Here is a 24,451-nt window from a genome sequence, read left to right as displayed (position 1 = left end):
TCATCAGGCGCAACGGAAAGATTTACCGCCACAGTAGGTCTCGGAGGCCGAATTTCCTACCCTTCGGATGGGGCCTCGATGCGCTCGGGAAGCGTCGTAGGTTTCCATGAAGGCCTTGCCTTTTCGTACTCGGCAATGGCGTCTACCTGGCGTAACGTCAATCCGATGTCGTCCAGGCCCTCCAGCAGGCGCCACCTCGTGTAGTCGTCAATATCGAAGCGCACCACCAAGGTTCCCGCTGTGACGGTCTTCTCTTCCAGATCGACGGTGATCTCGAGTCCTGGCTGCTCTTCGAGTGCCTTCCAGATCAATTCGACGTCGCTCTGCTCGACCTGTGCGGCCAGCAAACCCGCCTTTCCGGCGTTCCCGCGGAAGATGTCGGCGAAACGCGACGCGATGACGACCCGAAATCCGAAGTCGGAGAGAGCCCACACCGCATGCTCCCTCGAGGACCCCGTTCCGAAGTCCGGTCCCGCAACCAGAACCGAACCGCGGTCGTACGGACTGTTGTTGAGAATGAAATCAGGATCGTTTCGCCACGCGGCGAACAGACCGTCCTCGAAACCCGTACGCGTGACTCGCTTCAGGTACTCGGCCGGAATGATCTGGTCGGTGTCGACGTTCGACCGACGCAGCGGTACGCCGATTCCTTTATGGCTGGTAAAGGGTTCCATCGAAAAATCTCCTACGGTCAACGAATAATTCGTGCGAATGAAAGGCCGGGTCAGACGAGATCGGCGGGCGACGACAGCGTGCCTCGTACCGCAGTGGCAGCCGCGACGAGCGGCGAGACCAGGTGAGTACGGCTCCCTTTCCCTTGACGCCCTTCGAAGTTTCGGTTGGAGGTGGACGCCGAACGCTCGCCGGATGCGAGCTGATCCGGGTTCATTCCGAGACACATCGAGCATCCGGCCTGGCGCCATTCGGCGCCTGCGGCGGTGAAGATCTCACCGAGACCTTCCTCCTCGGCCTGTGCGCGCACGCGCATCGATCCGGGCACGATCAGCATGCGCACACCGTCGGCGACCGTGCGGCCGTCGAGAACCTCTGCGACGGCACGCAGATCCTCGATGCGACCGTTGGTGCAGGATCCGACGAACACGGTGTCGACCGAGACCTCCCGCAACGGAGTTCCTGCCTCGAGACCCATGTACTGCAGCGCCTTCTCGGCAGCCAATTTGGCGCTCTCGTCGGCGAAATCGTCCGGATTGGGAACGCGATCACCGAGTGGCGCGCCCTGCCCCGGGTTGGTACCCCACGTCACGAACGGCGTGAGCGACGACGCGTCGATGTGAACCTCGTTGTCGAAGACGGCATCCGGATCGGTCTTCAGCTGGTCCCACGCCGCGACGGCCTCGTCCCAGTCCGCGCCCTGCGGTGCGTGCGGCCGCCCCTTGATGTAGTCGTAGGTGATCTCGTCTGGCGCGATCATGCCGGCGCGAGCCCCGGCCTCGATCGACATGTTGCAGATGGTCATTCGAGCTTCCATCGACATCGCGCGGATGGCCTCGCCGCGGTACTCGAGAACGTAACCCTGACCGCCACCGGTGCCGATCTTCGCGATCACGGCGAGGATCAGGTCCTTGCTCGTGACGCCGGGTGCGAGTTCACCGTCGACGGTGATCGCCATCGTCTTGAACGGACGCAGCGACAGCGTCTGCGTCGCCATGACGTGTTCGACTTCGCTCGTGCCGATTCCCATTGCGATGGCGCCGAAAGCACCGTGCGTCGAGGTGTGACTGTCTCCGCAGACGACGGTCATTCCCGGCTGCGTCAGGCCCAGCTGCGGGCCGATGATGTGGACGATGCCCTGATCCAGATTGCCCATGGGGTGCAGCCGAACTCCGAATTCCTCGCAATTCTTGCGCAGCGTGTCGACCTGCGTCCGCGACACGACATCCGCGATGGGCGCGAAGATGTCGGCGGTCGGGACGTTGTGGTCCTCGGTGGCGATGGTGAGGTCCGGCCGTCGGAGCGGTCGTCCGGCGAGACGGAGGCCGTCGAACGCCTGAGGACTGGTGACCTCGTGCACGAGATGCAGATCGATGTAGATCAAATCGGGCTCACGCGAAGCACCTTCACCTTCGCCGCGTACGACGACGTGCTGATCCCACACCTTCTCCGCCAGCGTGCGTGCTGTTCCGGACATGGTTACCACCAATCTCTACTTCGCTCGAGTCACTTCTGCCTGTCGCGCCGGTGGGCTACGGGCCGGCCCACGTCGCGTCGTTCGTCGACACTGCACAGCACACACCCACTGCGCGTCTCTCGCATCGTGCGCGCACCCTGTGCGATCTCACAATGTGCATTCCCACTATGCGAGACGCTAGTATCGACCTATGAGACAGCATAGCGGCATCGGAGTTCTGGACAAAGCTATGGGCGTTCTGTACGCGGTAGCCGAGGAACCCTGCACGCTGAGCGATCTCTGCGCACGAACCGGACTCCCCCGCGCGACGGCCCACCGTCTGGCCGTCGGACTCGAGATCCACCGCCTTCTCACCCGAGACGCCAACGGCCTGTGGCGTCCTGGACCCGGTCTGGCGGAGCTCGCCGCCACCGCGTCGGACACGCTTCTCGACGCGGCCGCCTCGGTCCTTCCCCGCTTACGTGAGATCACCGGCGAGAGCGTGCAGATCTACCGGCACGAAGGATCGGTTCGCGTCTGCGTCGCCTCCATGGAACCTCCGACGGGACTGCGCGACACGGTCCTCGTCGGAGCGCGCCTTCCGATGACTGCAGGCTCCGGCGCCAAGGTCCTTCTGGCGTGGGCCGATCCGCACGCTCAACGAGCGATATTGCCCGAGGCCGAATTCGGCGAGCGCGCGTTGGCCGAGGTGCGTCGACGCGGATGGGCACAGAGTGCAGGCGAGCGTGAGCCCGGCGTCGCGTCGGTGGCCGCGCCGATTCGCGACGCGGTCGGCAATGTCGTTGCAGCAGTATCGGTTTCCGGTCCGATCGATCGAATCGGACGGCGCCCCGGCGCCCGCTGGGCCGCCGACCTCCTCGCGGCGGCGGAGGCCATACACAAGCGATTGTGAGCCGTCGTTCGTCGAATGCGAACACCGACCGGTCACCTCTGATAGGAAGATGCTCGTGGGAACCAATCAACGGGCACAGATCACGATGACCGACGCCGAGATCGGCGAATTTCTCGAACGCAGCCGCGTCGCAACCCTCGCGACGATCGGTCGTGACGGCACACCGCATCTCGTCGCGATGTGGTACGCGCTACTCGACGGCGAAATCTGGTTCGAGACCAAAGCGAAGTCCCAGAAGGCCGTCAACCTACGCCGCGATCCGCGCGTCACGGTTCTCGTCGAGGACGGTCATACGTACGACACACTGCGCGGTGTGTCGATCGACGGCCACGCCGAGGTCGTCGACGATCCGGACGCCACCCTGAACGTCGGCATCAGCGTCTGGGAGCGCTACACCGGTCCCTATTCGGACGAGGTTCGCCCGATGGTCGAGCAGATGATGAACAAGAGAATCGTCGTTCGCGTCGTCGTAGACCGGATTCGTTCCTGGGATCACCGCAAACTGGGGCTCCCGACGCTTCCGCTCGGCGGCACCACGGCTCAGTACCTTTCGAAAATGGGGTGAGCCCGGCCTGCCGGGAGGAGTACCTTCGTGGGCAGTCGACGCCCGAGGAGTGATCATCATGACCCAGTCCGACAACGAGAATCTGAAGAAGAAGTTCCGCGAAGTGCTGGACAAGAAGAACCACAAGTCGGTGACCGCGACCGACCACCTGGACGGCGGACCCAAGGTGCACAACGCGCACGGGCCGGCCGATCACCAGAAGATGTTCCGGCGCAAGAGTGTATGACCGTCCCGACGAACGAAAAAACCCTCCCACCGCGATCGGTGGGAGGGTTTTCGTTGTAGCCCCGACGGGATTCGAACCCGCGCTACCGCCTTGAGAGGGCGGCGTCCTAGGCCGCTAGACGACGGGGCCAGGATCTTTACAGCACTTGCAGTGTTACTTCCGGTTGCACTCCACCAACCACTCGCTGAGTGCTCAGGAAGCTTAACCGGCTCGCGCTCTGCGACCAAATCGCCGCTTCGCGCTTGCTGGGGTACCAGGACTCGAACCTAGAATGGCGGTACCAGAAACCGCTGTGTTGCCAATTACACCATACCCCAATGACCTTCTCGAACTGCTCGGCGAGCGTTTCCGCTGCGCTCTGCACCTCGTTTCGAGCCGTGATAGAGATTAGCAGGGCCCACCCATGATTCTCCAAATCGCCTGTTCAGAGGCATTGACCTGACTCCACGGCGTCGCACGGACCCGTCGATGGCCTGTAAACGACACTACTGAAGACTGCATGGGGTGAACGTTCGCGAGAATCCGCCGTGAAGATGGTCGTCGCACCGTCGGGCACGGGTGGCGTCCTGGTTCCGATCGATGACGACGGAACGGTCGGCGACGGAATCACATGTTCCGATCTTGCGGACACCATCTCCAGGATCGAGGCCGACTCTCACCCACGCTGGATCTGGGACTCTGCAGCGCGCGTCTATCCCCCGCTGCTCGACGCAGGCGTTCGCGTTCAGCGCTGCCACGACCTCGAGCTCACCGAGTCGATTCTGGCGACGCGGCGAGGGGAGGTGATGGCGGCCGCGGTCGACCGCGACGATCGGCCAGGCCTCTTCGAGACGTACGATCCTCCGTCACCGGACTCATTGGTCGAGTCGTATCGGACGCACGCCACCGCGATACAGGATTCGGCGACGCTTCGACTGCTCGTCGCTGCCGAATCGGCGGGAGCACTCACCGCCGCGGAGATGAGCTACGACGGGCTGCCGTTCTCGTCGACGCGTCATCGGCAGTACCTCGAGACAGTCCTGGGCCCCCGTCCACCCGACGGATCGCTGCCGCGGTCGATGATCGAACTGGAAACCGCCGTCGGCGAGGTCTTCGGTCGCCGAGTCAATCCGGCATCGCCCGCCGAGGTGGTGGCCGCATTCGCCCGCGAGGACATCGTGCTCGACTCCACACGCGCCCATGTTCTGCGACGGATCGACCATCCTGCGATCCCGCTGATTCTTCGCTACCGCGATCTCGCGAAATTGTTCAGCACCAACGGATGGTCGTGGCTCGACACCTGGGTGAGGAACGACCGGTTCCGTCCCGTGTACGTTCCCGGTGGGGTCGTGTCCGGGCGTTGGGCGAGCCGTGGCGGCGGTGCACTGCAGATTCCGAAAGCCCTGCGGCACAGTGTGATCGCGGATCCAGGACACACCTTCGTGATCGCCGACGCCGGTCAGTTGGAGCCGCGCATTCTCGCCGCGATGTCGGGTGATCGACAGATGATGAATGCAGCGGGCAGCGACGATCTCTACGCACTGGTCGCCGGCGCCGCATTCGGCGGGGACCGAGCCAAGGCCAAGGTCGCGATCCTCGGAGTCCTCTACGGCGCGACGTCGGGTGACGCGCGGGCTCTCCTCACGCTGCTGCGTCGCCGCTTCCCGGACGCCGTCGACTACGTCGAACGCGCCGCGCGCGCCGGCGAACGGGGTGAGACGGTCCGTTCGTGGCTCGGACGAGCCTGCCCGCCGCCGACGCCGGAGTGGTGGTCCCACGGCGACACCCATGCCCGCGGCCGCTTCACACGGAACTTCGTCGTGCAGGCGACGGCGTCGGAATGGGCGTCATGTCTGTTGGCCGAACTGCGGCGACGCCTGTCGGCGCGCCCAGGATCAGGCGAACTGGTGTTCTTCCAACACGACGAAGTCGTGGTCCACACGTCCGACCCCGATACCGCGCGCGGACTCGTCGTCGACTCCGCGCTGGCGGCGACGCGACTGCTGTTCGGCGACACCGTCGTACGCTTCCCGATGGACATCGCGGTCCGGCCGCACTACGCCGATCCGGAATGACCGTTCGGTCCCGGGCCGTCGAAACTGACGTCGATCTCCTCGAACCCCTTGCTGCGTTGCGCCTCCGCCTGTCCGGTGTAGGTGAGACGGTCCCCTTCGGTCAGGTCGACATCGTCGGTGAACGGGGTCAACAACGAACGCGGATAAAGCTTGTCGACGCGTACGACGTTGATCTCGACCGCGACGACGATGAGAACCGCTGCGACGTACATGAAGGCGAGCAGTCCGAGCACGACCGCGAACACACCGTTGATGATCGAGGCTCGGCTCACGACATGTTTGATGTAGACCCCGCCGAACGTCTGCAGGAGCTGCCAGATCACCCCTGCCGCAACAGCACCCGGCAACACGTCCCCCACCGACAGTGGCCTCGCCGTGGCGAGCCGGAACGCGACACCGAACACCACGATGTTCAACAGAACGACAGCAGCCAGCACGACGGTGCCCGTGATCTCCCCGAAGTAGCCCGCGGAGCTGATCACATTGACCGCGGTGATGCCGAGTACCGCCACTCCGACGGTACTGAGCAGCCCCAGACCGCGTAGGCGAGCCCGGATCGGGTCCGGGCGCAGATTCTTCGGGACGGCCCACGCGGTGTTCATCGCATTCTGGAACGCCACCGCGACACCGAGACCGCCGTACAGCGATCCGACGACGCCGACGACGAGACCCAGTGTGCCGCCACCGATGCGAGTGGGTTCGCCGACGTCCTGCCCGACGATCGGGATCTGATTCAGCGCCGAGTCCAGAATCTGTTGCTGCAGATCGGGATTGCCCGCGAGCACGATCCCCAGAATCGTCGAGCCCAACAGCAACAGCGGAAATAGAGACACGAACGCGTAGTAGGCGATCAGGGCGGCGAGATAGCCACCCTGATCGTCGACGAACTTGTAGACGACAGCGAGCGGAAACCCGACCACCGGATGTCTGCGTTGGAACCGGTCCACCCGGCCGGAAGCGCTCACCGGCTCGCCATCGGGTGGATCAACCCACCAGGGCGCGCGCCGCGCCGAGTCGAGCGAGCGACTTGTCGCGACCGAGCAGTTCCATGGACTCGTACAGCGGCGGGCTGATGTGCGATCCGGTGATCGCAACGCGCACGGGAGCGAATGCCTTGCGGGGCTTGAGCCCCAGGCCGTCGATCAGCGCGGACTTCAGCGATTCCTCCAACTCGGCTGTCTTCCATTCGGGCAGTGCCGTCAGCGCGGCGATGGTCGCGTCGAGCACCGGGCCCGCGTCGGCACCGAGATTCTTCGACGCGGCCGCCGGATCGATCTCGAATTCGTCGTCGGACACGTACAGGAACTTCAGCAGTCCCCACGCGTCGGACAGCACGACGATGCGTGTCTGCACCAGATCCGCGGCGATCGCGAACTGCGCCTCGTCGATCTCGGCAGGCAGATGGCCGTGCTCGGTGAGGAAGGCACGCAGACGCGTCGCGAAGTCCGCCGGTTCGAGCAGTCGGATCTGCTCGGCGTTGATGGCGTCGGCCTTCTTCTGGTCGAAGCGCGCCGGGTTCGAGTTGACCTTGCCGATCTCGAACGCCTCGACCATCTCCTCCAACGAGAACACGTCGTGATCGTCCGAGATCCCCCAGCCGAGCAATGCCAGATAGTTGAGCAGCCCTTCGGGAACGAACCCGCGATCGCGGTGAATGAACAGGTTCGACTCGGGATCACGCTTGGACAGCTTCTTGTTTCCCTGCCCCATCACGAAGGGAAGGTGACCGAATTCCGGTGTCCGCTGCGCGACTCCGATACGGACCAACGCTTCGTACAGCGCGAGCTGACGCGGCGTCGACGACAGGAGGTCCTCGCCACGGAGAACATGGGTGATGTTCATGAGTGCGTCGTCGACAGGATTGACCAACGTGTACAACGGGATTCCGTTGCCACGGGTGAGCGCGAAGTCCGGAACCGTTCCCGCCTTGAACGTCGTCTCGCCGCGCACCAAGTCGTTCCACGTCAGATCGCGATCCGGCATACGAAGGCGCACAACGGGTTTGCGGCCCTCGTCGACGAACGACTGCTTCTGTTCCGGCGTGAGGTCACGATCGAAATTGTCGTATCCGAGCTTCGGATCGCGACCTGCCGCCTTGTGCCTGGCCTCGACTTCCTCGGGCGTCGAGAAGCTCTCGTACGCCTCCCCTGCCTCCAGAAGCTTCGCGACGACCTCGAGGTGCTGGTCGCGTCGAAGCGATTGCCGATACGGTTCGTACGGTCCACCGACCTCGGGGCCCTCGTCCCACGTCAGACCGAGCCAGCGCAACGCGTCGAGAAGGGCGGCGTAGGACTCCTCGGAGTCGCGGGCCGCGTCGGTGTCCTCGATGCGGAAGACGAACGAGCCACCGTGGTGGCGCGCGAACGCCCAGTTGAACAGCGCGGTGCGGATGAGGCCGACATGGGGTGTGCCCGTCGGCGAAGGGCAGAATCGGACTCGTACTTCGGTGGAGGTCATGTCTCGCTCACGTTCGAGGGCTTGAGTGTGGGTGTCTAGTTCTTGGCTACGACAGGGTTCGTCAACGTTCCGATCCCCTCGACGGTGATCGACACCGACTGGCCGTCGGCGATCGGCCCGACGCCCTCCGGAGTTCCGGTCAGGATGACGTCACCGGGCAGCAGAGTCATGACGGCGGAGACCCATTCGATGATCTTCGGGATGTCGTGCAACAGCAGCGACGTGCGGCTGTGCTGCTTGACCTGGCCGTCGACCTCGGTCTTGATCTCGACGTCCGATGCATCGAGCGACGTCTCGATCCACGGACCGAGCGGGCAGAACGTGTCATGCCCCTTCGCCCTGGTCCACTGACCGTCGGCACGCTGGTGATCGCGGGCCGATACATCGTTGGCGACGGTGTATCCGAGCACGACGTCGAGAGCCTTGGACGCGGGAACGTCCTTGCAGGGGCGGCCGATGACGACCGCGAGTTCGCCTTCGTAATGAACTTCGTTCGACGTCGGGGGAAGCACGATCGGAGCGCCCGGTCCGACGATCGACGTGTTCGGCTTGATGAAGATGACGGGAGATTCGGGCGCTTCGCCACCCATCTCCGCGGCGTGCGCCGCGTAGTTCTTGCCGATCGCGATCACCTTGCTGGCGAGAATCGGCGCCAGCAGGCGAACATCGGCGAGCGGCCACGAGCGCCCGGTGAAGGTCGGTGTGCCGAAAGGATGTTCGGCGATTTCCTTGGCAGTCTGCGCGTCACCCTCCCCTTCGATACTCACGAAAGCCACACCGTCAGGACTTGCAATTCGACCCAGTCGCATACCGAAAGTCTATCGACCCACGTTTTCCACGTGGCCGGGCCGTCGAATTGCCCACCACCGACGCGGAGTACAGTCGACCGAAGAGTTCACAGTGAGAGATTCAGTGTCCACATAGTGAGATGGAGCAGTGAGGAACGTGACGAGAACCGACAGTGAGAGCCGGACGACGAGTCGTCGAAAGTGGTTCATGCTCGGGCTCGGAATGCTTGCCCAGACCGCAGGAGCCGTGTTCATCAACGGCGCCGCCTTCCTGATCCCCGCACTGCACGACGATCTCGGCCTCAGTTTCGCGACCGCCGGAATTCTCGTCGCGATGCCGACGGTCGGCATCATGCTGACGCTCATCGCATGGGGCGTGCTCGTCGATCGCGTCGGCGAAAGACTCGTTCTGGCAATCGGATTGGGGCTCACCGCACTCGCCAGTGTCGCCGCGTACTTCACCACTTCGCTACCGATACTCGGGCTGTGCCTTCTGGTCGGTGGAATGGCTGCAGCCAGCGCCAACAGCGCGAGCGGACGCGTCGTCGTCGGCTGGTTCCCGCCGAAGCAGCGTGGGCTCGCCATGGGAATCCGTCAGATGTCGGTTCCACTGGGTGTCGCTGTCGCCGCGATGACCATCCCGTCCATCGCGCGCGACCACGGCGTCGGATCCGCTCTGCTCGTCCCAGCGGTCATCTGTGGTCTCGGCGCGATTCTGTGCCTGGGCGTCGTCGATCCCCCGCGTCCGGACCGCGCTGCGGCGGAGAAGCAAGGACTGCTGGTCAACCCGTACCGCACGAGCAGCCAGCTGTGGCGCATCCATTCGACGTCGATCCTGCTCGTCGTGCCGCAGTACGTCGTCTGGACGTACGCACTCGTGTGGTTGATGTCCGACCGCGGTTGGTCCGCCGCATCGGCCGGTGTACTCGTCACCGCAACCCAGATCCTGGGAGCCCTCGGCCGCATGGGCGTCGGCGCACTGTCCGACCGGGTCGGCAGCCGAATGCGTCCGCTCCGCTGGGTCGCCGTATCGACGACGGTCACCATGCTCGTACTCGCGATCACCGACTGGATGGACTCCCCCGTGTCCATCGTCGTCATGGTCGTCGCATCGGTCGTCACCGTCGCACCCAACGGGTTGGCCTTCACCGCGGTCGCGGAGTTCGCGGGACCGTACTGGAGCGGTCGTGCGCTGGGAATGCAGAACACCGGTCAGTACATCGCCGCGTCCCTCGTACCCCCGGCATTCGGCGCCCTCGCGGCCGTCAGCTTTCCCGTGGCGTTCCTGGTGTCCTCGATCTTCCCCGCCCTGTCCGTCCCCGTCATCCCGGCGGACCACGAGTCGAAGGACTGACCGGGGTCCGCACAAACCGAAGGCCTCCTTCGGTCACTCTGAGTGACCGGAGGAGGCCTTCGGTGCGAGAAAGGGTTACAGCTTCGACGCGATCCTGTCACCGATTTCCGACGTCGAGGCCGGAGCAGTTCCGCGCGACGCGAGGTCCGCGGCCACCGCAGCTTCGACGCGCTCGGAGTTCGCGGTGTCCCCGAGGTGTGCGAGGAGCAGCGACACCGACAGAATTGCGGCCGTGGGATCCGCCTTGCCCTGGCCCGCGATGTCGGGTGCGCTGCCGTGAACGGGCTCGAACATCGACGGGTTCGTACCCGTCGCGTCGATGTTTCCGCTGGCCGCAAGACCGATTCCGCCGCTGACGGCTGCGGACAGGTCGGTCACGATGTCGCCGAACAGGTTGTCGGTGACGATGACGTCGAAACGACCGGGGTCGGTGACGAGGTGGATCATGGCGGCGTCGATGTGCTGGTAGGCGACCTCGACCTCCGGGAATTCCTTGGCAACCTCGTCGACCGTGCGTGCCCAGAGGCTACCGGCGAAAGACAATACGTTCGTCTTGTGCAGCAACGTCAGGTGCTTGCGACGACCTATGGCCCGCGCGAAACCGTCACGCACCACGCGCTCGACACCGAAGCGAGTGTTGACGCTGACCTCCGTCGCGACCTCGTTCGGCGTACCGACGCGCAGCGCACCGCCGTTGCCGGTGTACGGGCCTTCGGTTCCTTCACGGACGACGACGATGTCGATGTTCTTGTTGCCGTCGAGCGGTCCGACGACACCCGGGTACAGCTTGGCCGGACGCAGGTTGATGTGGTGGTCCAGCGCGAACCGAGCGCGCAGCAGCAGTCCGCGCTCGAGCACACCACTGGGCACGGACGGATCGCCGATGGCGCCCAACAGGATTGCGTCGTGCGCCCGGATCTCGTCCAGAACGGAATCCGGGAGAAGCTCGCCGGTCGCGTTGTAGCGGCGAGCACCGAGGTCGTACTCGGTCTTGTCGACGCCGGGGACGACGACGTCCAGCACCTTCAGTGCCTGGTCGACGACCTCGGGGCCGATTCCATCTCCAGCGATGACGGCGAGCTTCATTGACTCCTCGTTCTGTTCGAGCGAATGGATGTGAGAGACGATCAGGACAGGTCGACGAGCTCGATGGTCGACGCACCGACCGCCGAGGCAATGTTCGCGCTGACCTCGGCGGACACGTCCTTGTCGACGCGAAGCAGGATCGTCGCGCCGTCGCCCTCGGAGTCCTGGCTGAGCGCCGCGGCCTGGATGTCGACGCCCGCGTCACCGAGCAGTGTGCCGATGCGGCCGAGGCTGCCGGGCTGGTCGGTGTAGTTGATGATGAGGTTCTTGCCCTCGGCACGCAGGTCGAAGTTGCGTCCGTTGATGTTGACGATCTTCTCGACTTGCTGGGTTCCGGTGAGCGTGCCCGCGACGTTGAGGACGGTGCCGTCGCCGTAGACGGCGCGGATGTCGACGACGCTGCGGTGGTTCTCGCTCTCGGGTGCCGTGGTGACCTCGGCGGTGACACCGCGCTCCTCGGCGAGCGAGGGTGCATTGACGAACGTGACCGAGTCCTCGATGACGGCGGAGAACAGACCGCGCAGCGCCGACAGCTTGAGGATTTCGACGTCCTCGGCTGCGAGCTCACCGCGGACGTCGACCGACAGCGACGACGGCAGTTCGTCGGATAGCGCACCGAGCAGGACACCCTGCTTGCGAACGATGTCGAGCCACGGCGACACTTCCTCGCCGACCGCGCCGCCCTTGACGTTCACTGCGTCGGGAACGAATTCGCCTGCGAGAGCGAGCAATACGGACTTCGCGACGTCGGTGCCCGCGCGATCCTGCGCTTCGGTGGTCGACGCACCGAGGTGCGGCGTGACGACGACCTGGGGCAGTTCGAACAGCGGGCTGTCGGTGCAGGGCTCGCTGGCGTAGACGTCGATGCCTGCAGCGAAGACGTGGCCGCTGGTGATGGCGTCGGCGAGAGCCTGCTCGTCGACGAGCCCACCGCGAGCCGCGTTGACGACGATGACGCCGGGCTTGGTCTTGGCGAGGGCTTCCTTGCCGATGATGCCCTTGGTCTCGGGGGTCTTGGGCAGGTGCACCGAGAACATGTCGGCGCGCGTGAGCAGTTCGTCGAGGCTGACGAGCTCGATGCCGAGCTGTGCGGCGCGTGCTGCGGAGACGTAGGGGTCGTACGCGATGATGTGGGTCTCGAACGCGGCGAGGCGCTGCGCGAACAGCTGGCCGATGCGGCCGAGTCCGACGACGCCGACGGTCTTGCCGAAGATCTCGACGCCGTTGAACTTGCTGCGCTTCCACTCGTGCTCACGCAGCGTCTTGTCGGCGGCGGGGATCTGACGCGCAGCGGACAGCAGCAGCGTCACGGCGTGCTCGGCAGCGGTGTGGATGTTCGACGTCGGTGCGTTGACGACGAGGACACCGCGCTCGGTGGCTGCCGGTACGTCGACGTTGTCGAGGCCGACGCCTGCGCGGGCGACGATCTTCAGCTTGGTGCCTGCGGCGAGGACCTCGGCGTCGACCGTCGTCGCGGAGCGAACGAGGATCGCGTCGGCCTCGGGGACGGCGGCGAGCAGGGCGGGGCGGTCCGGGCCGTCGACCCAACGGACCTCGACGCCGTCGCCGAGAGCCTCGACTGTGGACTGCGCAAGTTTGTCGGCGATCAGAACGACAGGACGGCCTGGCTGGCTCACGTGAAGAACTCCCCTATGTCGGTTTCGAGCTGGTGAAAGAGTGCGAGTGCGGGACAAGTTTAATGGCCTGGGCGAACAGCACGGGGTTCACCCTCACCGAACGAGCGAAGGGCACCCTCGCGGATGCCCTTCACTCATGTACGACGGATCAGGCCGTCTCGGTGATCGGACGGTCGACCCAGCTCATCAGGTCGCGCAGCTTCTTGCCGGTGACCTCGATGGGGTGCTCGGCGTTGGCCTTGCGCAGGCCTTCGAGCTCGGTGTTGCCGTTCTCGACGTTGGCGACGAGGCGACGGGTGAACTCACCGGACTGGATGTCGGCCAGGATCGCCTTCATGCGCTCCTTGGTGCCCGAGTCGATGACGCGCGGGCCGGAGAGGTAGCCGCCGAACTCCGCGGTGTCGGACACCGAGTAGTTCATGCGGGCGATGCCACCCTCGTACATGAGGTCGACGATGAGCTTGAGCTCGTGCAGAACCTCGAAGTACGCCATCTCGGGTGCGTAGCCGGCCTCGACCATGACCTCGAAGCCCGTCTTGACGAGTTCTTCCGTGCCACCGCAGAGGACAGCCTGCTCGCCGAAGAGGTCCGTCTCGGTCTCTTCCTTGAACGTGGTCTTGATGACGCCTGCGCGCGTGCCACCGATGCCCTTGGCCCACGACAGCGCGAGCGCCTGGCCCTCGCCCTTCGGGTCCTGATCGATGGCGATGAGCGCGGGAACGCCCTTGCCGTCGACGAACTGGCGACGCACGAGGTGGCCGGGGCCCTTGGGGGCCACCATGCCGACCGTGACGCCGGCAGGAGCCTTGATCAGGTCGAAGTGGATGTTGAGTCCGTGACCGAAGAACAGCGCGTCGCCGTCCTTCAGGTTCGGCTCGATCTCTTCCTTGAAGATCGATGCCTGAGCGGTGTCGGGTGCGAGCACCATGATGACGTCGGCCCATGCGGAAACCTCTGCCGGCGTGCCGACGGTCAGTCCCTGCTCCTCGGCCTTGGCGCGAGACTTCGAACCTTCCTTCAGGCCGATGCGGACGTCGACGCCCGAGTCGCGCAGGCTCAGCGAGTGCGCGTGGCCCTGGCTTCCGTAGCCGATGACCGCGACCTTGCGGCCCTGGATGATCGACAGATCAGCATCGTCGTCGTAGAACATCTCGACTGCCACTGGTTATTACCTTTCCTCTTGGGTTTTACGCTGTACTGCTCGCGGCTAGCGCGAGGCAGTGATCGATTTCGGTCCACGTCCGACGGCAACGACTCCCGACTGAACTATTTCTCGAATTCCATAGGGGTCCAACATCTTCAGCAACGCATCGAGCTTCGAGCGGGTACCCGTCGCCTCGACCGTGACGGACTCGGGCGACACGTCGATCACCTTGGCGCGGAACAGGTTCACCGTTTCGATGACCTCGCTCCGCACGCTTGCGTCGGCACGCACCTTGATCAGGACCAATTCTCGCGCGACCGACGTGTCGTCGTCCTGCTCGACGATCTTGATGACGTTGATGAGCTTGTTGAGCTGCTTCGTCACCTGTTCGAGCGGGAATTCGTCGACGGTCACGACGATGGTCATGCGCGAGATCTCGGGAATCTCGGTGCCGCCGACGGCGAGCGAGGAGATGTTGAATCCGCGACGCGAGAACAGCGCGGCGACGCGGGCCAGCACACCTGGCTTGTCCTCGACGAGGACGCTGAGGGTATGACTCGTGCTCACTTCGCGGTGCCCTTCTCGTCGTTCGCGGACAGCGCCTCACCGTGCGCCTGCTCGCGGTTCATGGCTTCGTGGATGACGGCCGGCTCGGCGACCGAGGCCTCGTCCTCGTCGAACAGCGGGCGGATGCCACGTGCTGCCATGATCTCGTCGTTACCCGTGCCTGCGGCCACCATCGGCCAGACCTGCGCGTCGGCACCGACGATGAAGTCGATGACGACCGGCCGGTCCGTGATCGCCCGGGCCTGCGCGATGACGTCGTCGACGTCTTCCTCGCGCTCGCACCGGATTCCGACGCAACCGAGAGCCTCGGCCAGCTTGACGAAGTCCGGAATGCGCTGCGTGCCATGGGTTCCGAGGTTCGTGTTGGAGTAACGCTCCTCGTAGAACAGCGTCTGCCACTGCCGAACCATGCCGAGGTTGCCGTTGTTGATCAACGCGACCTTGATCGGGATGCCCTCGACCGCGCACGTGGCGAGTTCCTGATTGGTCATCTGGAAGCAGCCGTCGCCGTCGATCGCCCACACCTCGGTGTCCGGCACGCCCATCTTGGCGCCCATGGCTGCGGGAACCGCGTACCCCATGGTGCCCAGACCACCCGAGTTGAGCCACGTACGCGGCTTCTCGTAGTCGATGAACTGCGCCGCCCACATCTGATGCTGGCCGACGCCCGCGCAGTACACCGCGTCGGGACCTGCGGCCTTGCCGACCGCGGAGATGACGAATTCCGGCGACATGCTCCCGTCCTGGGGACGGTCGTAGCTCAGCGGGTACGTCTTGCGGATGCCGTCGAGGTAGGTCCACCACTCCGCGAGGTCCAGCGTCGTGCCGGTGGCACGGTCCGCGCGGATGGCCTCGATCAGCTCGACGACGACCTCCTTGCAGTCACCGACGATCGGCACGTCCGCGTATCGGTTCTTGCCGATCTCGGCCGGGTCGATGTCGGCGTGAATGACCTTGGCGTTCGGCGCGAACGACGACAGCTTGCCGGTGACACGGTCGTCGAAACGAGCGCCGAGCGTGATGAGCAGGTCGCTCTTCTGCAGTGCCGCAACGGCTGCAACGGTTCCGTGCATGCCCGGCATGCCGAGGTTCAGCTGGTGCGTGTCGGGGAACGCGCCACGCGCCATCAGGGTGGTGACGACCGGAATGCCGGTCAGCTCCGCGAGTTCCAGCAACTCGGCCGACGCATTGGCCTTGATGACACCGCCGCCGACGTACAGCACGGGCTGCTTCGCGTCGGCGATGAAGCGCGCCGCTTCGCGAACCTGCTTGCCGTGCGGCTTGGTCACCGGACGGTAGCCGGGCAGTCGCATCTCCGGCGGCCACGAGAACGTCGTCTGCGCCTGCAGGATGTCCTTCGGGATGTCGACGAGGACAGCGCCCGGACGACCGGACGCGGCGATGTAGAACGCCTCGGCGATGATCCGCGGGATGTCGACCCCGTCGGTGATCAGGAAGTTGTGCTTGGTCACCGGCATGGTGATGCCGGAGATGTCGGCCTCCTGGAACCCGTCGGTGCCGATGAGGCTGCGGGCGACCTGACCGGTGATCGCGACGACGGGGACCGAGTCCATCTGTGCGTCGGCGAGCGGGGTCACGAGGTTGGTCGCGCCGGGTCCGGACGTCGCCATGCAGACACCGACGCGGCCGGTTGCCTGGGCGTAACCCGTTGCGGCGTGTCCTGCACCCTGCTCGTGCCGGACGAGGACGTGGCGGACCTTCTTCGAGTCGAAGAGCGGGTCGTAGACGGGAAGGACGGCGCCGCCGGGAATACCGAATACCGTGTCGACGTCGAGTTCCTCGAGCGCTCGGACGACGGACTGCGCGCCGGTCACCTTTTCGGGTGCGACCTGACGGCGAGATCCTTCGACGATGCCTACCGTCGGCGTCTCTTGCGTCGACGAGCTGCTGACTGCCCCCGACTTACGTGTCGTGGGCCCTGGGCGTGCGGTTGGTGCGCTCACTGCGGCTTCCTCAGGGTCTTGGTACTGGACGATCTCTGGGCAAGAAAAAACCCCCGCCAGCCGAGGCTGTACGAGGGTGGCGCGTCGATGCGAGTTGGAATGAACCGGCTCAGGCGACGACGCGCCGGCCGATTACGAGTATCTGATTCCGCTTCACGCGCTCGACGGTAGGCGCGCGCATAGGGAACAGTCAAACTCGTCACGACGCAATCCCATTATGTGAGATCGCGCAGTTGCAATGCGAAGATGAATGGGTGTCGTCTCCGCAGCAGTCCGAACCACCGGACACATCATCCCACACGCCCGATCCCTCCCCACAGGTCATCCGGCTTCCGCGCCTCGCGCTGATCGGCGTGGCCCTGCTCCTGTTCGGAGTTTTCTTCCCCGCAGCGAGTTGGCCTGCCGCTCTCGGCTGGCTCTTCGTGGTCCCCATCGTAGTGGCCGTGTGGGTGATTCGGGTCAGGACCGTGGTGTCGATCGACGGTCTTTCCGTGCGTCGATTCCTCGGCTCCGAGTTCATAGGGTGGGACGACGTCCGCGGGATCCACTTTCCGAATCGCCGGTGGGCACGCGTCGTCCTGAAGGACAAGAGCGAGAAGTCACTTCCTCTCGTTCGTTTCGACCGTCTGCCTCAGTTGGCGGCCGCGAGCGGTGGACGCATCACCGATCCGTACGCGGCAGCAGCAGCCGATGCCGCCGCGGCCGATGCCGAGCGGGCGGAGCAGGATTCGGAAACCGACGGCGGACCGGACAAGGGCACTTCGTGATACGGGAGTAGCCTTGCCGGAGCGATATCCGCTGAAAAGTATTCGCTCCACAGATTGAGGAATCGAAGCATGCCGCCGCTACGGTCACGGGTTACCACTGTCGGACGCAACGCCGCGGGCGCACGCTCGCTCTGGCGCGCCACTGGAATGACGGACTCGGATTTCGGTAGGCCGATCGTCGCGATCGCCAACTCGTACACCCAATTCGTGCCCGGCCACGTGCATTTGAAGAACGTAGGCGAAATCGTCGCCGACGCCGTCCGCGCTGCCGGTGGCGTTCCACGTGAGTTCCACACGATCGCTGTCGACGACGGCATCGCAATGGGCCACGGCGGCATGCTCTATTCCCTGCCGAGCCGCGAAATCATCGCGGACTCGGTCGAATACATGGCCAACGCGCACACCGCCGACGCGCTCGTCTGTATCTCCAACTGCGACAAGATCACTCCCGGCATGCTCAATGCCGCGATGCGTCTGAACATCCCGACGGTCTTCGTCTCGGGCGGTCCGATGGAAGCGGGCAAGGCCGTCGTCGTCGGTGGCGTCGCGCAGGCACCGACCGACCTCATCACCGCGATCTCGGCGAGCGCCAACGAGTCCGTGTCCGAGGAAGGACTCGACGAGGTCGAGCGCAGCGCCTGCCCCACGTGTGGTTCGTGCTCGGGCATGTTCACCGCCAACTCGATGAACTGCCTCACCGAGGCCCTCGGTCTTGCTCTGCCGGGCAACGGATCCACACTCGCGACGCACAGTGCGCGTCGCGCACTCTTCGAGAGGGCGGGCACCGTCGTCGTCGAAGCAGCGCTCAAGTACTACCGCGAGGACGACCACTCCGTGCTGCCGCGCAGCATCGCCACCCCCGCCGCGTTCCGCAACGCGATGGCACTCGACGTCGCGATGGGCGGCTCGACCAACACCGTGCTGCACACGCTCGCCGCAGCCCAGGAGGGCGAGGTCGACTTCGATCTGGAGACCATCGACGCCATCAGCCGCAAGGTCCCCTGCCTGTCCAAGGTGTCGCCGAACTCCGACTACCACATGGAAGACGTGCACCGCGCAGGCGGAATCCCGGCGCTGCTGGGCGAACTGCGTCGCGCAGGCCTGCTCGAGACCGACGTCTCGACGGTGCACACGAAGAGCTTCGACGAGTGGCTCGACACGTGGGACATCCGCTCCGGCAAGGCTTCCGACGAGGCCCTCGAGCTGTTCTATGCTGCTCCCGGTGGAGTGCGCACCACCGAACCGTTCTCGACGGACAACCGGTGGTCGTCGCTCGACACCGACGCCGCAGGCGGGTGCATTCGCGACAAGGAGCATGCGTACACCGTCGAGGGTGGTCTTGTCGTGCTGCGCGGCAACATCGCGGTCGACGGCGCCATTCTGAAGACGGCGGGCATCGACGAGGAACTGTTCTCGTTCCAGGGCCCGGCGCTCGTCGTGGAGTCGCAGGAAGAAGCCGTGTCGGCGATCCTGCAGAAGAAGATCAAGCCGGGCGACGTGCTCGTCGTGCGCTACGAGGGCCCCAAGGGCGGCCCGGGCATGCAGGAGATGCTGCACCCGACGGCGTTCCTCAAGGGTGCCGGTCTCGGCAAGGAGTGCGCGCTGATCACCGACGGCCGCTTCTCCGGTGGCACGTCCGGCCTGTCCATCGGCCACATCTCCCCGGAGGCCGCGTCGGGCGGCGTCATCGGTCTGGTGGAGAACGGCGACCAGGTGCGCATCGACGTCGGCTCGCGCACGCTCGAGATCCTCGTCGACGACGACGTTCTCGCGACGCGACGGGCCAAGATGGAGGCGTCGGAGCGCCCGTGGCAGCCCGTGGATCGCCAGCGCACGGTCACCACGGCCCTGCGCGCGTACGCAGCTCTCGCGACGTCGGCCGACAAGGGCGCAGTGCGGTACGTGCCCTAGGCCCCGTGAGTGGGAATGCGTACTCCAGTACGCATTCCCACTCACATGCGGCTACGCCGCTATCGGGTTCGCACCGTTCAAGAAGATCCAGATGCACACGCCGCCGGCGATGCCGAGCAGCAGCGCGAGGAACGAACCGAAGCGCGGACGCGTCGCCCATCCCCTGCGGCCGTCGAGCGCGATCTTGCCCGGGCCGGTCAGGATGATCGCGGCGGCTGCAACGCCCAGGAGGCTCTCGTACTCGACGCCGTTCGGCGCGAAGAACTGCAGACCCGGGTCGGCGGCCTGTTTGAAGCACCACGCGTTGATCATGACGCCGAGAACCGCGGCACCCGCGAACGGCGTCGCCAGTCCGAGTATCAGCAGCGCACCGCCCGCGGTCTCACCGACCGCGCCCGCGATCGCGAGGATGTTGGCCTGCTCGTAGCCGGTGTCCTCGAGCAGTCCGCGGAAGCCGTCGAGACCCGGGCCGTTCCACAAGCCGACCAGCTTCTGAAGACCGTGCACGAGGAAGATGCCACCCACTGCCAGACGCAGCAGCAGCAATCCGAGATCCAGCGTGCCGCGCTTGGCCGGGATCTGCACCGTCTCGGTACGCACGACGGGTTCCGGCGCGGAAGCGGCTGGGGACACGGACGGTGCCGGTGAGACCGGCGCACTCGTCTGGGAGCGATCGAACACCTCCGTCGGCTTGTCCGAGTACGACGATCCGGTGTCCGACGGCGTCGGCTCCTCGTATTTCGACGGGCGGAACGCGGGTAGCTGCTCGGTCGGGTACGACGCCGTGCTGCTTCCGAAGTCCAAGTCGTCGTCGGTACGTGGCAACTTGTTCGAGTCACCCGAGGCCGGGCGCGCCTTCGGTGGCTGCTGAATCTGTTCGGTGGGCTGGTCGTACGGGCTCGACGCAGGCTCGTAGCCGGAGTCGGGCTTGTCGGAGTCACGGGGCTTGTCGGTCACGTCTCCAACACTAGAGCGGTGAGGCGCCGATGCACCTACATTGAGTCGGGCGCGGCGCTCACGGATCCGGACCGCCTGGCGAAGTGCGCCGAGGTTTCCGTAACGTTTGCGTACATGAAGTTGGTGCGTGCGTCGTCACGAAGAGCTACCGCCTCCGCAGTCCTGGCCGTCACCGCGATCATGGCGGCGGGATGTGCACGCTTCGACGACTCCGCATCCACCCCGTTCAGCCCCGAGCCGTCCTTCGGCGCAGCCGAGATCGACCCCGTCGACCCCGACGCGCCTCCGACGTCCACCTCCGCCGCTCCCGGCCCGCCTCCCGGTCCGTGTGTCGACCCGGACCCGAACGTGATCGCGACGTGTCTCGACACCACCGGTGGTCTCGTCATGCTCCCCGGTGGTGCCTCGGCGTTGATCGGCGAGCGGCGTACCGGGCGGATAGTGCAGGTCGCCCAGGGGCAGCAGCCGACGGAAGTAGCGCGCGTCGACGTCGACGCGTCCGGCGACGGCGGTCTGCTCGATCTGGCGTTGTCCCCGAGCTACGCCGAGGACGGACTCATCTACGCCTACATCACGACGGGCTCGGACAACCGTGTCGTCCGTATCGCAGCCGGAGACACCCCGAAGCCAGTACTGACGGGCATCCCGCGCGGCCAGGTGAGCAACCGAGGTGCGATCGAATTCTCCAGCCCCAGTCAGATGCTGGTACTGACGGGCGATGCCGGAAACCCTGCTGCCGCAACGGATCCGGCGTCACTTTCCGGCAAGTTGCTGCGCGTCGACTCGTTGACGCCGTCCGCGAACCCGCCTGCCCCGGCCGTCGCACTGAGCGGTATCGGGACCGCAGGCGACGTCTGCACCGATCAGACCGGCAGCATCTGGGTCACCGACCGGACGGCCGTCGAGGATCGGCTGCAGCGCATCGACCAACTCGGCACGGTCGTCTCACCGGTCTGGACCTGGCCGGACCGTCCCGGTGTCGCCGGCTGCGCGGCCGGCCCCGGCACGGTGGCCATCGCGCTGACGACGGGCAAGGCCGTCGCCGTGCTCGCAACCGACGAGAACACCGGAGCCGTGACCGCCGCGCCGTCCCTCGTCGCGCAGGACCGTTACGGCCAACTCAACGGCGCCGCGATCTCCGGCGACGGCACGATCTGGGCCGGGACCGTCAACAAGAACGGTGACGCGCCCGGCCCCAACGACGATCGCGTCGTCAAGATTCCGGTCCCCGCAGGCGGAGGCGGATTCGACTAGAGCTAGCTGCAGGCGGCGAGCACGAGTTCCTTGACTCGTGCTGCGTCGGCCTGGCCACGTGTCGCCTTCATGACGGCACCGACGATGGCACCCGCCGCCTGAACCTTGCCGCTGCGGATCTTGTCTGCGATACCGGGATTCGCGGCGAGAGCCTCGTCGACGGCTGCCTGCAACTTGGTGTCGTCCTTCTCGACGACGAGACCACGAGCAGCCATGACGTCGGCAGGTTCACCCTCCCCGGCGAGGACACCGTCGACGATCTGACGAGCACCGTTGTTGTTGACCTTGCCGTCGGCGACCAGCGCGACGACGGCTGCGACCTGAGCCGGCGTGATGGCCAGCTCGGTGAGCTCGACGCCCTTGACGTTCGCCTGCTGAGCCAGATAGGACACCCACCACGACCGCGCGGCCTGCGCGGGTGCACCCGCGTCGACGGTCGCCGCGACGAGGTCGAGAGCTCCGGAGTTCACGAGGTCACGCATCTCCTCGTCGGAGACGCCCCAGTCGGCCTGGATGCGGGCGCGGCGCAGCCACGGAAGCTCGGGCAGCGTGCCGCGGAGCTCTTCGATCCAGGCTGCGTCCGGTGCGACGGGCGCGAGGTCGGGCTCGGGAAAGTAGCGGTAGTCTTCGGCCGTCTCCTTCTTGCGTCCGGGCGACGTGGTGCCGTCGGACTCCTGGAAGTGACGGGTTTCCTGCACGACCTCGCCGCCGGACTGCAGCACGGCTGCCTGCCTGCGCATCTCGTAGCGAACGGCGACCTCGACGCTCTTGAGCGAGTTGACGTTCTTCGTCTCGGTACGCGTACCGAATTCGGTGGCCGTCTTCTCCATGAGCGACACGTTGGCGTCGCAACGCAGCGAGCCCTGATCCATGCGGACGTCGGACACGTCGAGGGCCTTCAGCAGGTCACGCAGGGCGGTGACGTAGGCGCGTGCCACCTCGGGAGCGCGCTCCCCGGTACCGGTGATCGGCTTGGTGACGATCTCGACGAGCGGAACGCCCGCGCGGTTGTAGTCGAGCAGCGAGTGGCTCGCTCCCTCGATGCGCCCGGTCGCGCCGCCGACGTGCGTCGACTTGCCGGTGTCTTCCTCCATGTGCGCCCGCTCGATCTCGACGCGAAAGGTGCTGCCGTCGTCGAGGACGACGTCGAGGTAGCCCTCGGTGGCGATCGGCTCGTCGTACTGCGAGATCTGGTAGTTCTTCGGCTGATCCGGGTAGAAGTAGTTCTTCCGAGCGAAACGTCCCCACGGGGTGATGGAACAGTTCAGTGCAAGGCCGATGCGGATGGCCGATTCCACGGCGGCGGAGTTGACCACCGGAAGGGCGCCGGGGAGGCTCAGGCACACCGGGCAGACCTGCGTGTTGGGCTCGGCACCGAACGCAGTCGGGCAGCCGCAGAACATCTTGGTCGCTGTGCCCAGCTCGACGTGGACCTCCATACCCAGAACGGGGTCGAATCGGGTCAGCACGTCGTCGTAGTCGATGAGATCGACCGTGGCAGCAGTCATGCACGTCAGTTTATGCGCTGGTGCGAACGCGTCAGTAACGAGGCGCCTCCGGCACCCGTGAGTACTAATGCATAGCCCTCTATACATAAGTACTCACGGGCGCCGAAGGCGCCTACCCGAAGAACGCCGCCGCGTCGACGTACCGGCTTTCCGGCACCCGCTTGAGTTGCTTGACGGCCTCGTCGAGCGAGACCAGCCCGATGTCGACCCCGCGCAGCGAGACCATCTTTCCGAAGTCCCCGGCGTGGGCGGCGTCGGCGGCGTTGACACCGAAACGCGTCGCGAGCACGCGGTCGTACGGCGTCGGCGTCCCGCCGCGCTGCACGTGCCCGAGCACCGTCGTGCGTACTTCCTTGTTGATCCGCCGCTCGATTTCCTGGCCGAGTTGATGCGCGACGCCGGTGAATCGCACGTGTCCGAATTCGTCGATACCGCCGTCGAGAAGCGACATCGACCCCTCCTTCGGCTTCGCCCCCTCGGCGACGACGCAGATGAAGTGCGAGTCGCCGCGCTGGAACCTCTTGCGCACGAGATCACAGACCTCGTCGACGTCGAACGGCTGCTCCGGGATCAACGTCATGTGCGATCCGGACGCCAGACCGGCGTGCAGGGCAATCCATCCCGCGTGCCGTCCCATGACCTCGACGAGCATGACGCGCTGATGCGACTCCGCGGTGCTGTGCAGCCGGTCGATCGCGTCGGTGGCGATGGTGAGCGCGGTGTCGAAGCCGAATGTGACGTCGGTGCAGTCGATGTCGTTGTCGATCGTCTTCGGCACGCCGACGACGGGAACGCCTTCCTCCGACAGCCAGTTCGCGGCCGTGAGAGTTCCCTCACCACCGATCGGGATGAGCACGTCGATGCCGTTGTCCTCGAGCGTCTGCTTGATCCGGTCGAGCCCGGCGCGCAACACATCGGGGTTGGTCCGTGCTGTCCCGAGGATCGTGCCGCCCTTGGTCAGCAGCCGATCGTTGCGGTCGTCGTTGCGGAGCTGAATCCGCCGGTCCTCCAGCAACCCTCGCCATCCGTCGAGAAATCCGACGACGGTCGATCCGTAGCGCGCATCCGCGGTGCGAACCACCGCCCTGATCACTGCGTTGAGTCCCGGGCAGTCACCGCCGCCGGTCAGAACACCGATGCGCATCGAATTCTCGCCTTTCGTCGTGGCCAT

General features: G+C 65.5%; 21 protein-coding genes and 2 tRNA genes. 8 read left to right on the top strand and 15 right to left on the bottom strand.

The window, feature by feature from the left end:
- Positions 1–56: 56 nt before the first annotated feature.
- Together leuD and leuC are read right to left on the bottom strand one after the other, a co-directional pair.
- Positions 57–674, bottom strand: a complete 618-nt coding sequence (gene leuD / locus A3K89_RS17815) for a 3-isopropylmalate dehydratase small subunit (RefSeq protein WP_068428474.1) — start codon at positions 672–674, stop codon at positions 57–59.
- A gap of 50 nt (positions 675–724) precedes the next feature.
- The gene (gene leuC / locus A3K89_RS17810; RefSeq protein ID WP_068428471.1) at positions 725–2,149 is read right to left on the bottom strand and encodes a 3-isopropylmalate dehydratase large subunit; all 1,425 of its coding nucleotides are present in this window, start codon (positions 2,147–2,149) and stop codon (positions 725–727) included.
- Between the two features lie 190 nt (positions 2,150–2,339).
- On the opposite strand from leuC, the gene A3K89_RS17805 reads away from it, so the two are divergent.
- From A3K89_RS17805 to A3K89_RS26030, 3 genes are read left to right on the top strand one after another with little or no spacing between them, the layout of a single operon-like run.
- Positions 2,340–3,041 carry an IclR family transcriptional regulator gene (locus A3K89_RS17805; RefSeq protein WP_068428468.1) on the top strand — a complete coding sequence of 234 codons (702 nt, stop codon included), beginning with the start codon at positions 2,340–2,342 and terminating at the stop codon, positions 3,039–3,041.
- A gap of 55 nt (positions 3,042–3,096) precedes the next feature.
- Positions 3,097–3,606 (top strand): PPOX class F420-dependent oxidoreductase, encoded by a 510-nt coding sequence (locus A3K89_RS17800; protein ID WP_068429137.1) that lies wholly within the window; start codon positions 3,097–3,099, stop codon positions 3,604–3,606.
- A gap of 58 nt (positions 3,607–3,664) precedes the next feature.
- Positions 3,665–3,832, top strand: coding sequence for a DUF5302 domain-containing protein (locus A3K89_RS26030; protein ID WP_165839592.1), 168 nt, complete (start codon positions 3,665–3,667; stop codon positions 3,830–3,832).
- Positions 3,833–3,888: 56 nt separating this feature from the next.
- Here A3K89_RS26030 and A3K89_RS17795 read toward each other — a convergent pair.
- Together A3K89_RS17795 and A3K89_RS17790 are read right to left on the bottom strand one after the other, a co-directional pair.
- Positions 3,889–3,961 (bottom strand) — tRNA-Glu (locus A3K89_RS17795).
- Positions 3,962–4,077: 116 nt separating this feature from the next.
- Positions 4,078–4,149: transfer RNA gene (locus A3K89_RS17790), tRNA-Gln, on the bottom strand.
- 216 nt (positions 4,150–4,365) lie between these two features.
- Here A3K89_RS17790 and A3K89_RS17785 point away from each other — a divergent pair.
- On the top strand, positions 4,366–5,886 hold the full coding sequence (locus tag A3K89_RS17785; RefSeq protein WP_084423882.1) for a bifunctional 3'-5' exonuclease/DNA polymerase: 1,521 nt from the start codon (positions 4,366–4,368) through the stop codon (positions 5,884–5,886).
- Here A3K89_RS17785 and A3K89_RS17780 read toward each other — a convergent pair.
- From A3K89_RS17780 to A3K89_RS17770, 3 genes are read right to left on the bottom strand one after another with little or no spacing between them, the layout of a single operon-like run.
- The gene (locus tag A3K89_RS17780; protein ID WP_174551448.1) at positions 5,868–6,851 is read right to left on the bottom strand and encodes a YihY/virulence factor BrkB family protein; all 984 of its coding nucleotides are present in this window, start codon (positions 6,849–6,851) and stop codon (positions 5,868–5,870) included. The two genes, A3K89_RS17785 and A3K89_RS17780, sit on opposite strands and share 19 nt — an antisense overlap.
- A 19-nt stretch (positions 6,852–6,870) precedes the next feature.
- Positions 6,871–8,343 carry a glutamate--tRNA ligase gene (gene gltX / locus A3K89_RS17775; RefSeq protein WP_068428459.1) on the bottom strand — a complete coding sequence of 491 codons (1,473 nt, stop codon included), beginning with the start codon at positions 8,341–8,343 and terminating at the stop codon, positions 6,871–6,873.
- A gap of 35 nt (positions 8,344–8,378) precedes the next feature.
- Positions 8,379–9,152, bottom strand: coding sequence for a fumarylacetoacetate hydrolase family protein (locus A3K89_RS17770; RefSeq protein WP_068428456.1), 774 nt, complete (start codon positions 9,150–9,152; stop codon positions 8,379–8,381).
- Positions 9,153–9,339: 187 nt separating this feature from the next.
- Between A3K89_RS17770 and A3K89_RS17765 the strand changes: the two genes are divergently transcribed.
- Positions 9,340–10,485 (top strand): MFS transporter, encoded by a 1,146-nt coding sequence (locus tag A3K89_RS17765; protein ID WP_068428453.1) that lies wholly within the window; start codon positions 9,340–9,342, stop codon positions 10,483–10,485.
- Between the two features lie 75 nt (positions 10,486–10,560).
- Here A3K89_RS17765 and A3K89_RS17760 read toward each other — a convergent pair whose 3' ends face one another.
- From A3K89_RS17760 to A3K89_RS17740, 5 genes are all read right to left on the bottom strand, one after another.
- Positions 10,561–11,571, bottom strand: coding sequence for a 3-isopropylmalate dehydrogenase (locus tag A3K89_RS17760; RefSeq protein WP_068428450.1), 1,011 nt, complete (start codon positions 11,569–11,571; stop codon positions 10,561–10,563).
- 41 nt (positions 11,572–11,612) lie between these two features.
- The gene (serA, locus tag A3K89_RS17755; RefSeq protein WP_068428447.1) at positions 11,613–13,208 is read right to left on the bottom strand and encodes a phosphoglycerate dehydrogenase; all 1,596 of its coding nucleotides are present in this window, start codon (positions 13,206–13,208) and stop codon (positions 11,613–11,615) included.
- 148 nt (positions 13,209–13,356) lie between these two features.
- On the bottom strand, positions 13,357–14,358 hold the full coding sequence (gene ilvC / locus A3K89_RS17750) for a ketol-acid reductoisomerase (RefSeq protein WP_174551464.1): 1,002 nt from the start codon (positions 14,356–14,358) through the stop codon (positions 13,357–13,359).
- Positions 14,359–14,415: 57 nt separating this feature from the next.
- On the bottom strand, positions 14,416–14,919 hold the full coding sequence (ilvN, locus tag A3K89_RS17745; protein ID WP_068428441.1) for an acetolactate synthase small subunit: 504 nt from the start codon (positions 14,917–14,919) through the stop codon (positions 14,416–14,418).
- Positions 14,916–16,883, bottom strand: coding sequence for an acetolactate synthase large subunit (locus A3K89_RS17740; protein WP_068428439.1), 1,968 nt, complete (start codon positions 16,881–16,883; stop codon positions 14,916–14,918). Before A3K89_RS17740 ends, ilvN begins: the two co-directional genes overlap by 4 nt.
- A 254-nt stretch (positions 16,884–17,137) precedes the next feature.
- Here A3K89_RS17740 and A3K89_RS17735 point away from each other — a divergent pair, with 254 nt between their 5' ends.
- Positions 17,138–17,650 (top strand): PH domain-containing protein, encoded by a 513-nt coding sequence (locus A3K89_RS17735; RefSeq protein ID WP_217266269.1) that lies wholly within the window; start codon positions 17,138–17,140, stop codon positions 17,648–17,650.
- 69 nt (positions 17,651–17,719) lie between these two features.
- Positions 17,720–19,561, top strand: coding sequence for a dihydroxy-acid dehydratase (ilvD, locus tag A3K89_RS17730; protein ID WP_068428437.1), 1,842 nt, complete (start codon positions 17,720–17,722; stop codon positions 19,559–19,561).
- 51 nt (positions 19,562–19,612) lie between these two features.
- Here ilvD and A3K89_RS17725 read toward each other — a convergent pair whose 3' ends face one another.
- Positions 19,613–20,518 (bottom strand): DoxX family protein, encoded by a 906-nt coding sequence (locus tag A3K89_RS17725; RefSeq protein WP_068428434.1) that lies wholly within the window; start codon positions 20,516–20,518, stop codon positions 19,613–19,615.
- A 114-nt stretch (positions 20,519–20,632) separates the two neighbouring features.
- Between A3K89_RS17725 and A3K89_RS17720 the strand changes: the two genes are divergently transcribed.
- The gene (locus A3K89_RS17720) at positions 20,633–21,772 is read left to right on the top strand and encodes a PQQ-dependent sugar dehydrogenase (RefSeq protein WP_068428432.1); all 1,140 of its coding nucleotides are present in this window, start codon (positions 20,633–20,635) and stop codon (positions 21,770–21,772) included.
- A gap of 2 nt (positions 21,773–21,774) precedes the next feature.
- Here the strand turns inward: A3K89_RS17720 and gatB are convergent, their stop codons facing one another.
- Together gatB and A3K89_RS17710 are read right to left on the bottom strand one after the other, a co-directional pair.
- The gene (gatB, locus tag A3K89_RS17715) at positions 21,775–23,280 is read right to left on the bottom strand and encodes an Asp-tRNA(Asn)/Glu-tRNA(Gln) amidotransferase subunit GatB (RefSeq protein ID WP_068428429.1); all 1,506 of its coding nucleotides are present in this window, start codon (positions 23,278–23,280) and stop codon (positions 21,775–21,777) included.
- Between the two features lie 112 nt (positions 23,281–23,392).
- On the bottom strand, positions 23,393–24,424 hold the full coding sequence (locus tag A3K89_RS17710; protein WP_068429134.1) for an ATP-dependent 6-phosphofructokinase: 1,032 nt from the start codon (positions 24,422–24,424) through the stop codon (positions 23,393–23,395).
- Between the last annotated feature and the right edge of the window lie 27 nt (positions 24,425–24,451).

Source organism: Rhodococcoides kyotonense (assembly GCF_001645385.1).
GTDB lineage: Bacteria > Actinomycetota > Actinomycetes > Mycobacteriales > Mycobacteriaceae > Rhodococcoides > Rhodococcoides kyotonensis_B.
Note: the sequence above shows the minus strand (reverse complement) of the source record. Positions and strands in the feature narration are given on the sequence as shown.

What these genes read in the sequence shown, in the direction of transcription:
- leuD (WP_068428474.1), bottom strand. Translation starts at nt 674, where the DNA reads ATGGAACCCTTTACCAGCCATAAAGGAATCGGCGTACCGCTGCGTCGG.
- leuC (WP_068428471.1), bottom strand. Translation starts at nt 2,149, where the DNA reads ATGTCCGGAACAGCACGCACGCTGGCGGAGAAGGTGTGGGATCAGCAC.
- A3K89_RS17805 (WP_068428468.1), top strand. Translation starts at nt 2,340, where the DNA reads ATGAGACAGCATAGCGGCATCGGAGTTCTGGACAAAGCTATGGGCGTT.
- A3K89_RS26030 (WP_165839592.1), top strand. Translation starts at nt 3,665, where the DNA reads ATGACCCAGTCCGACAACGAGAATCTGAAGAAGAAGTTCCGCGAAGTG.
- A3K89_RS17785 (WP_084423882.1), top strand. Translation starts at nt 4,366, where the DNA reads ATGGTCGTCGCACCGTCGGGCACGGGTGGCGTCCTGGTTCCGATCGAT.
- gltX (WP_068428459.1), bottom strand. Translation starts at nt 8,343, where the DNA reads ATGACCTCCACCGAAGTACGAGTCCGATTCTGCCCTTCGCCGACGGGC.
- A3K89_RS17770 (WP_068428456.1), bottom strand. Translation starts at nt 9,152, where the DNA reads ATGCGACTGGGTCGAATTGCAAGTCCTGACGGTGTGGCTTTCGTGAGT.
- A3K89_RS17765 (WP_068428453.1), top strand. Translation starts at nt 9,340, where the DNA reads ATGCTCGGGCTCGGAATGCTTGCCCAGACCGCAGGAGCCGTGTTCATC.
- A3K89_RS17760 (WP_068428450.1), bottom strand. Translation starts at nt 11,571, where the DNA reads ATGAAGCTCGCCGTCATCGCTGGAGATGGAATCGGCCCCGAGGTCGTC.
- ilvC (WP_174551464.1), bottom strand. Translation starts at nt 14,358, where the DNA reads ATGTTCTACGACGACGATGCTGATCTGTCGATCATCCAGGGCCGCAAG.
- ilvD (WP_068428437.1), top strand. Translation starts at nt 17,720, where the DNA reads ATGCCGCCGCTACGGTCACGGGTTACCACTGTCGGACGCAACGCCGCG.
- A3K89_RS17720 (WP_068428432.1), top strand. Translation starts at nt 20,633, where the DNA reads ATGAAGTTGGTGCGTGCGTCGTCACGAAGAGCTACCGCCTCCGCAGTC.
- gatB (WP_068428429.1), bottom strand. Translation starts at nt 23,280, where the DNA reads ATGACTGCTGCCACGGTCGATCTCATCGACTACGACGACGTGCTGACC.
- A3K89_RS17710 (WP_068429134.1), bottom strand. Translation starts at nt 24,424, where the DNA reads ATGCGCATCGGTGTTCTGACCGGCGGCGGTGACTGCCCGGGACTCAAC.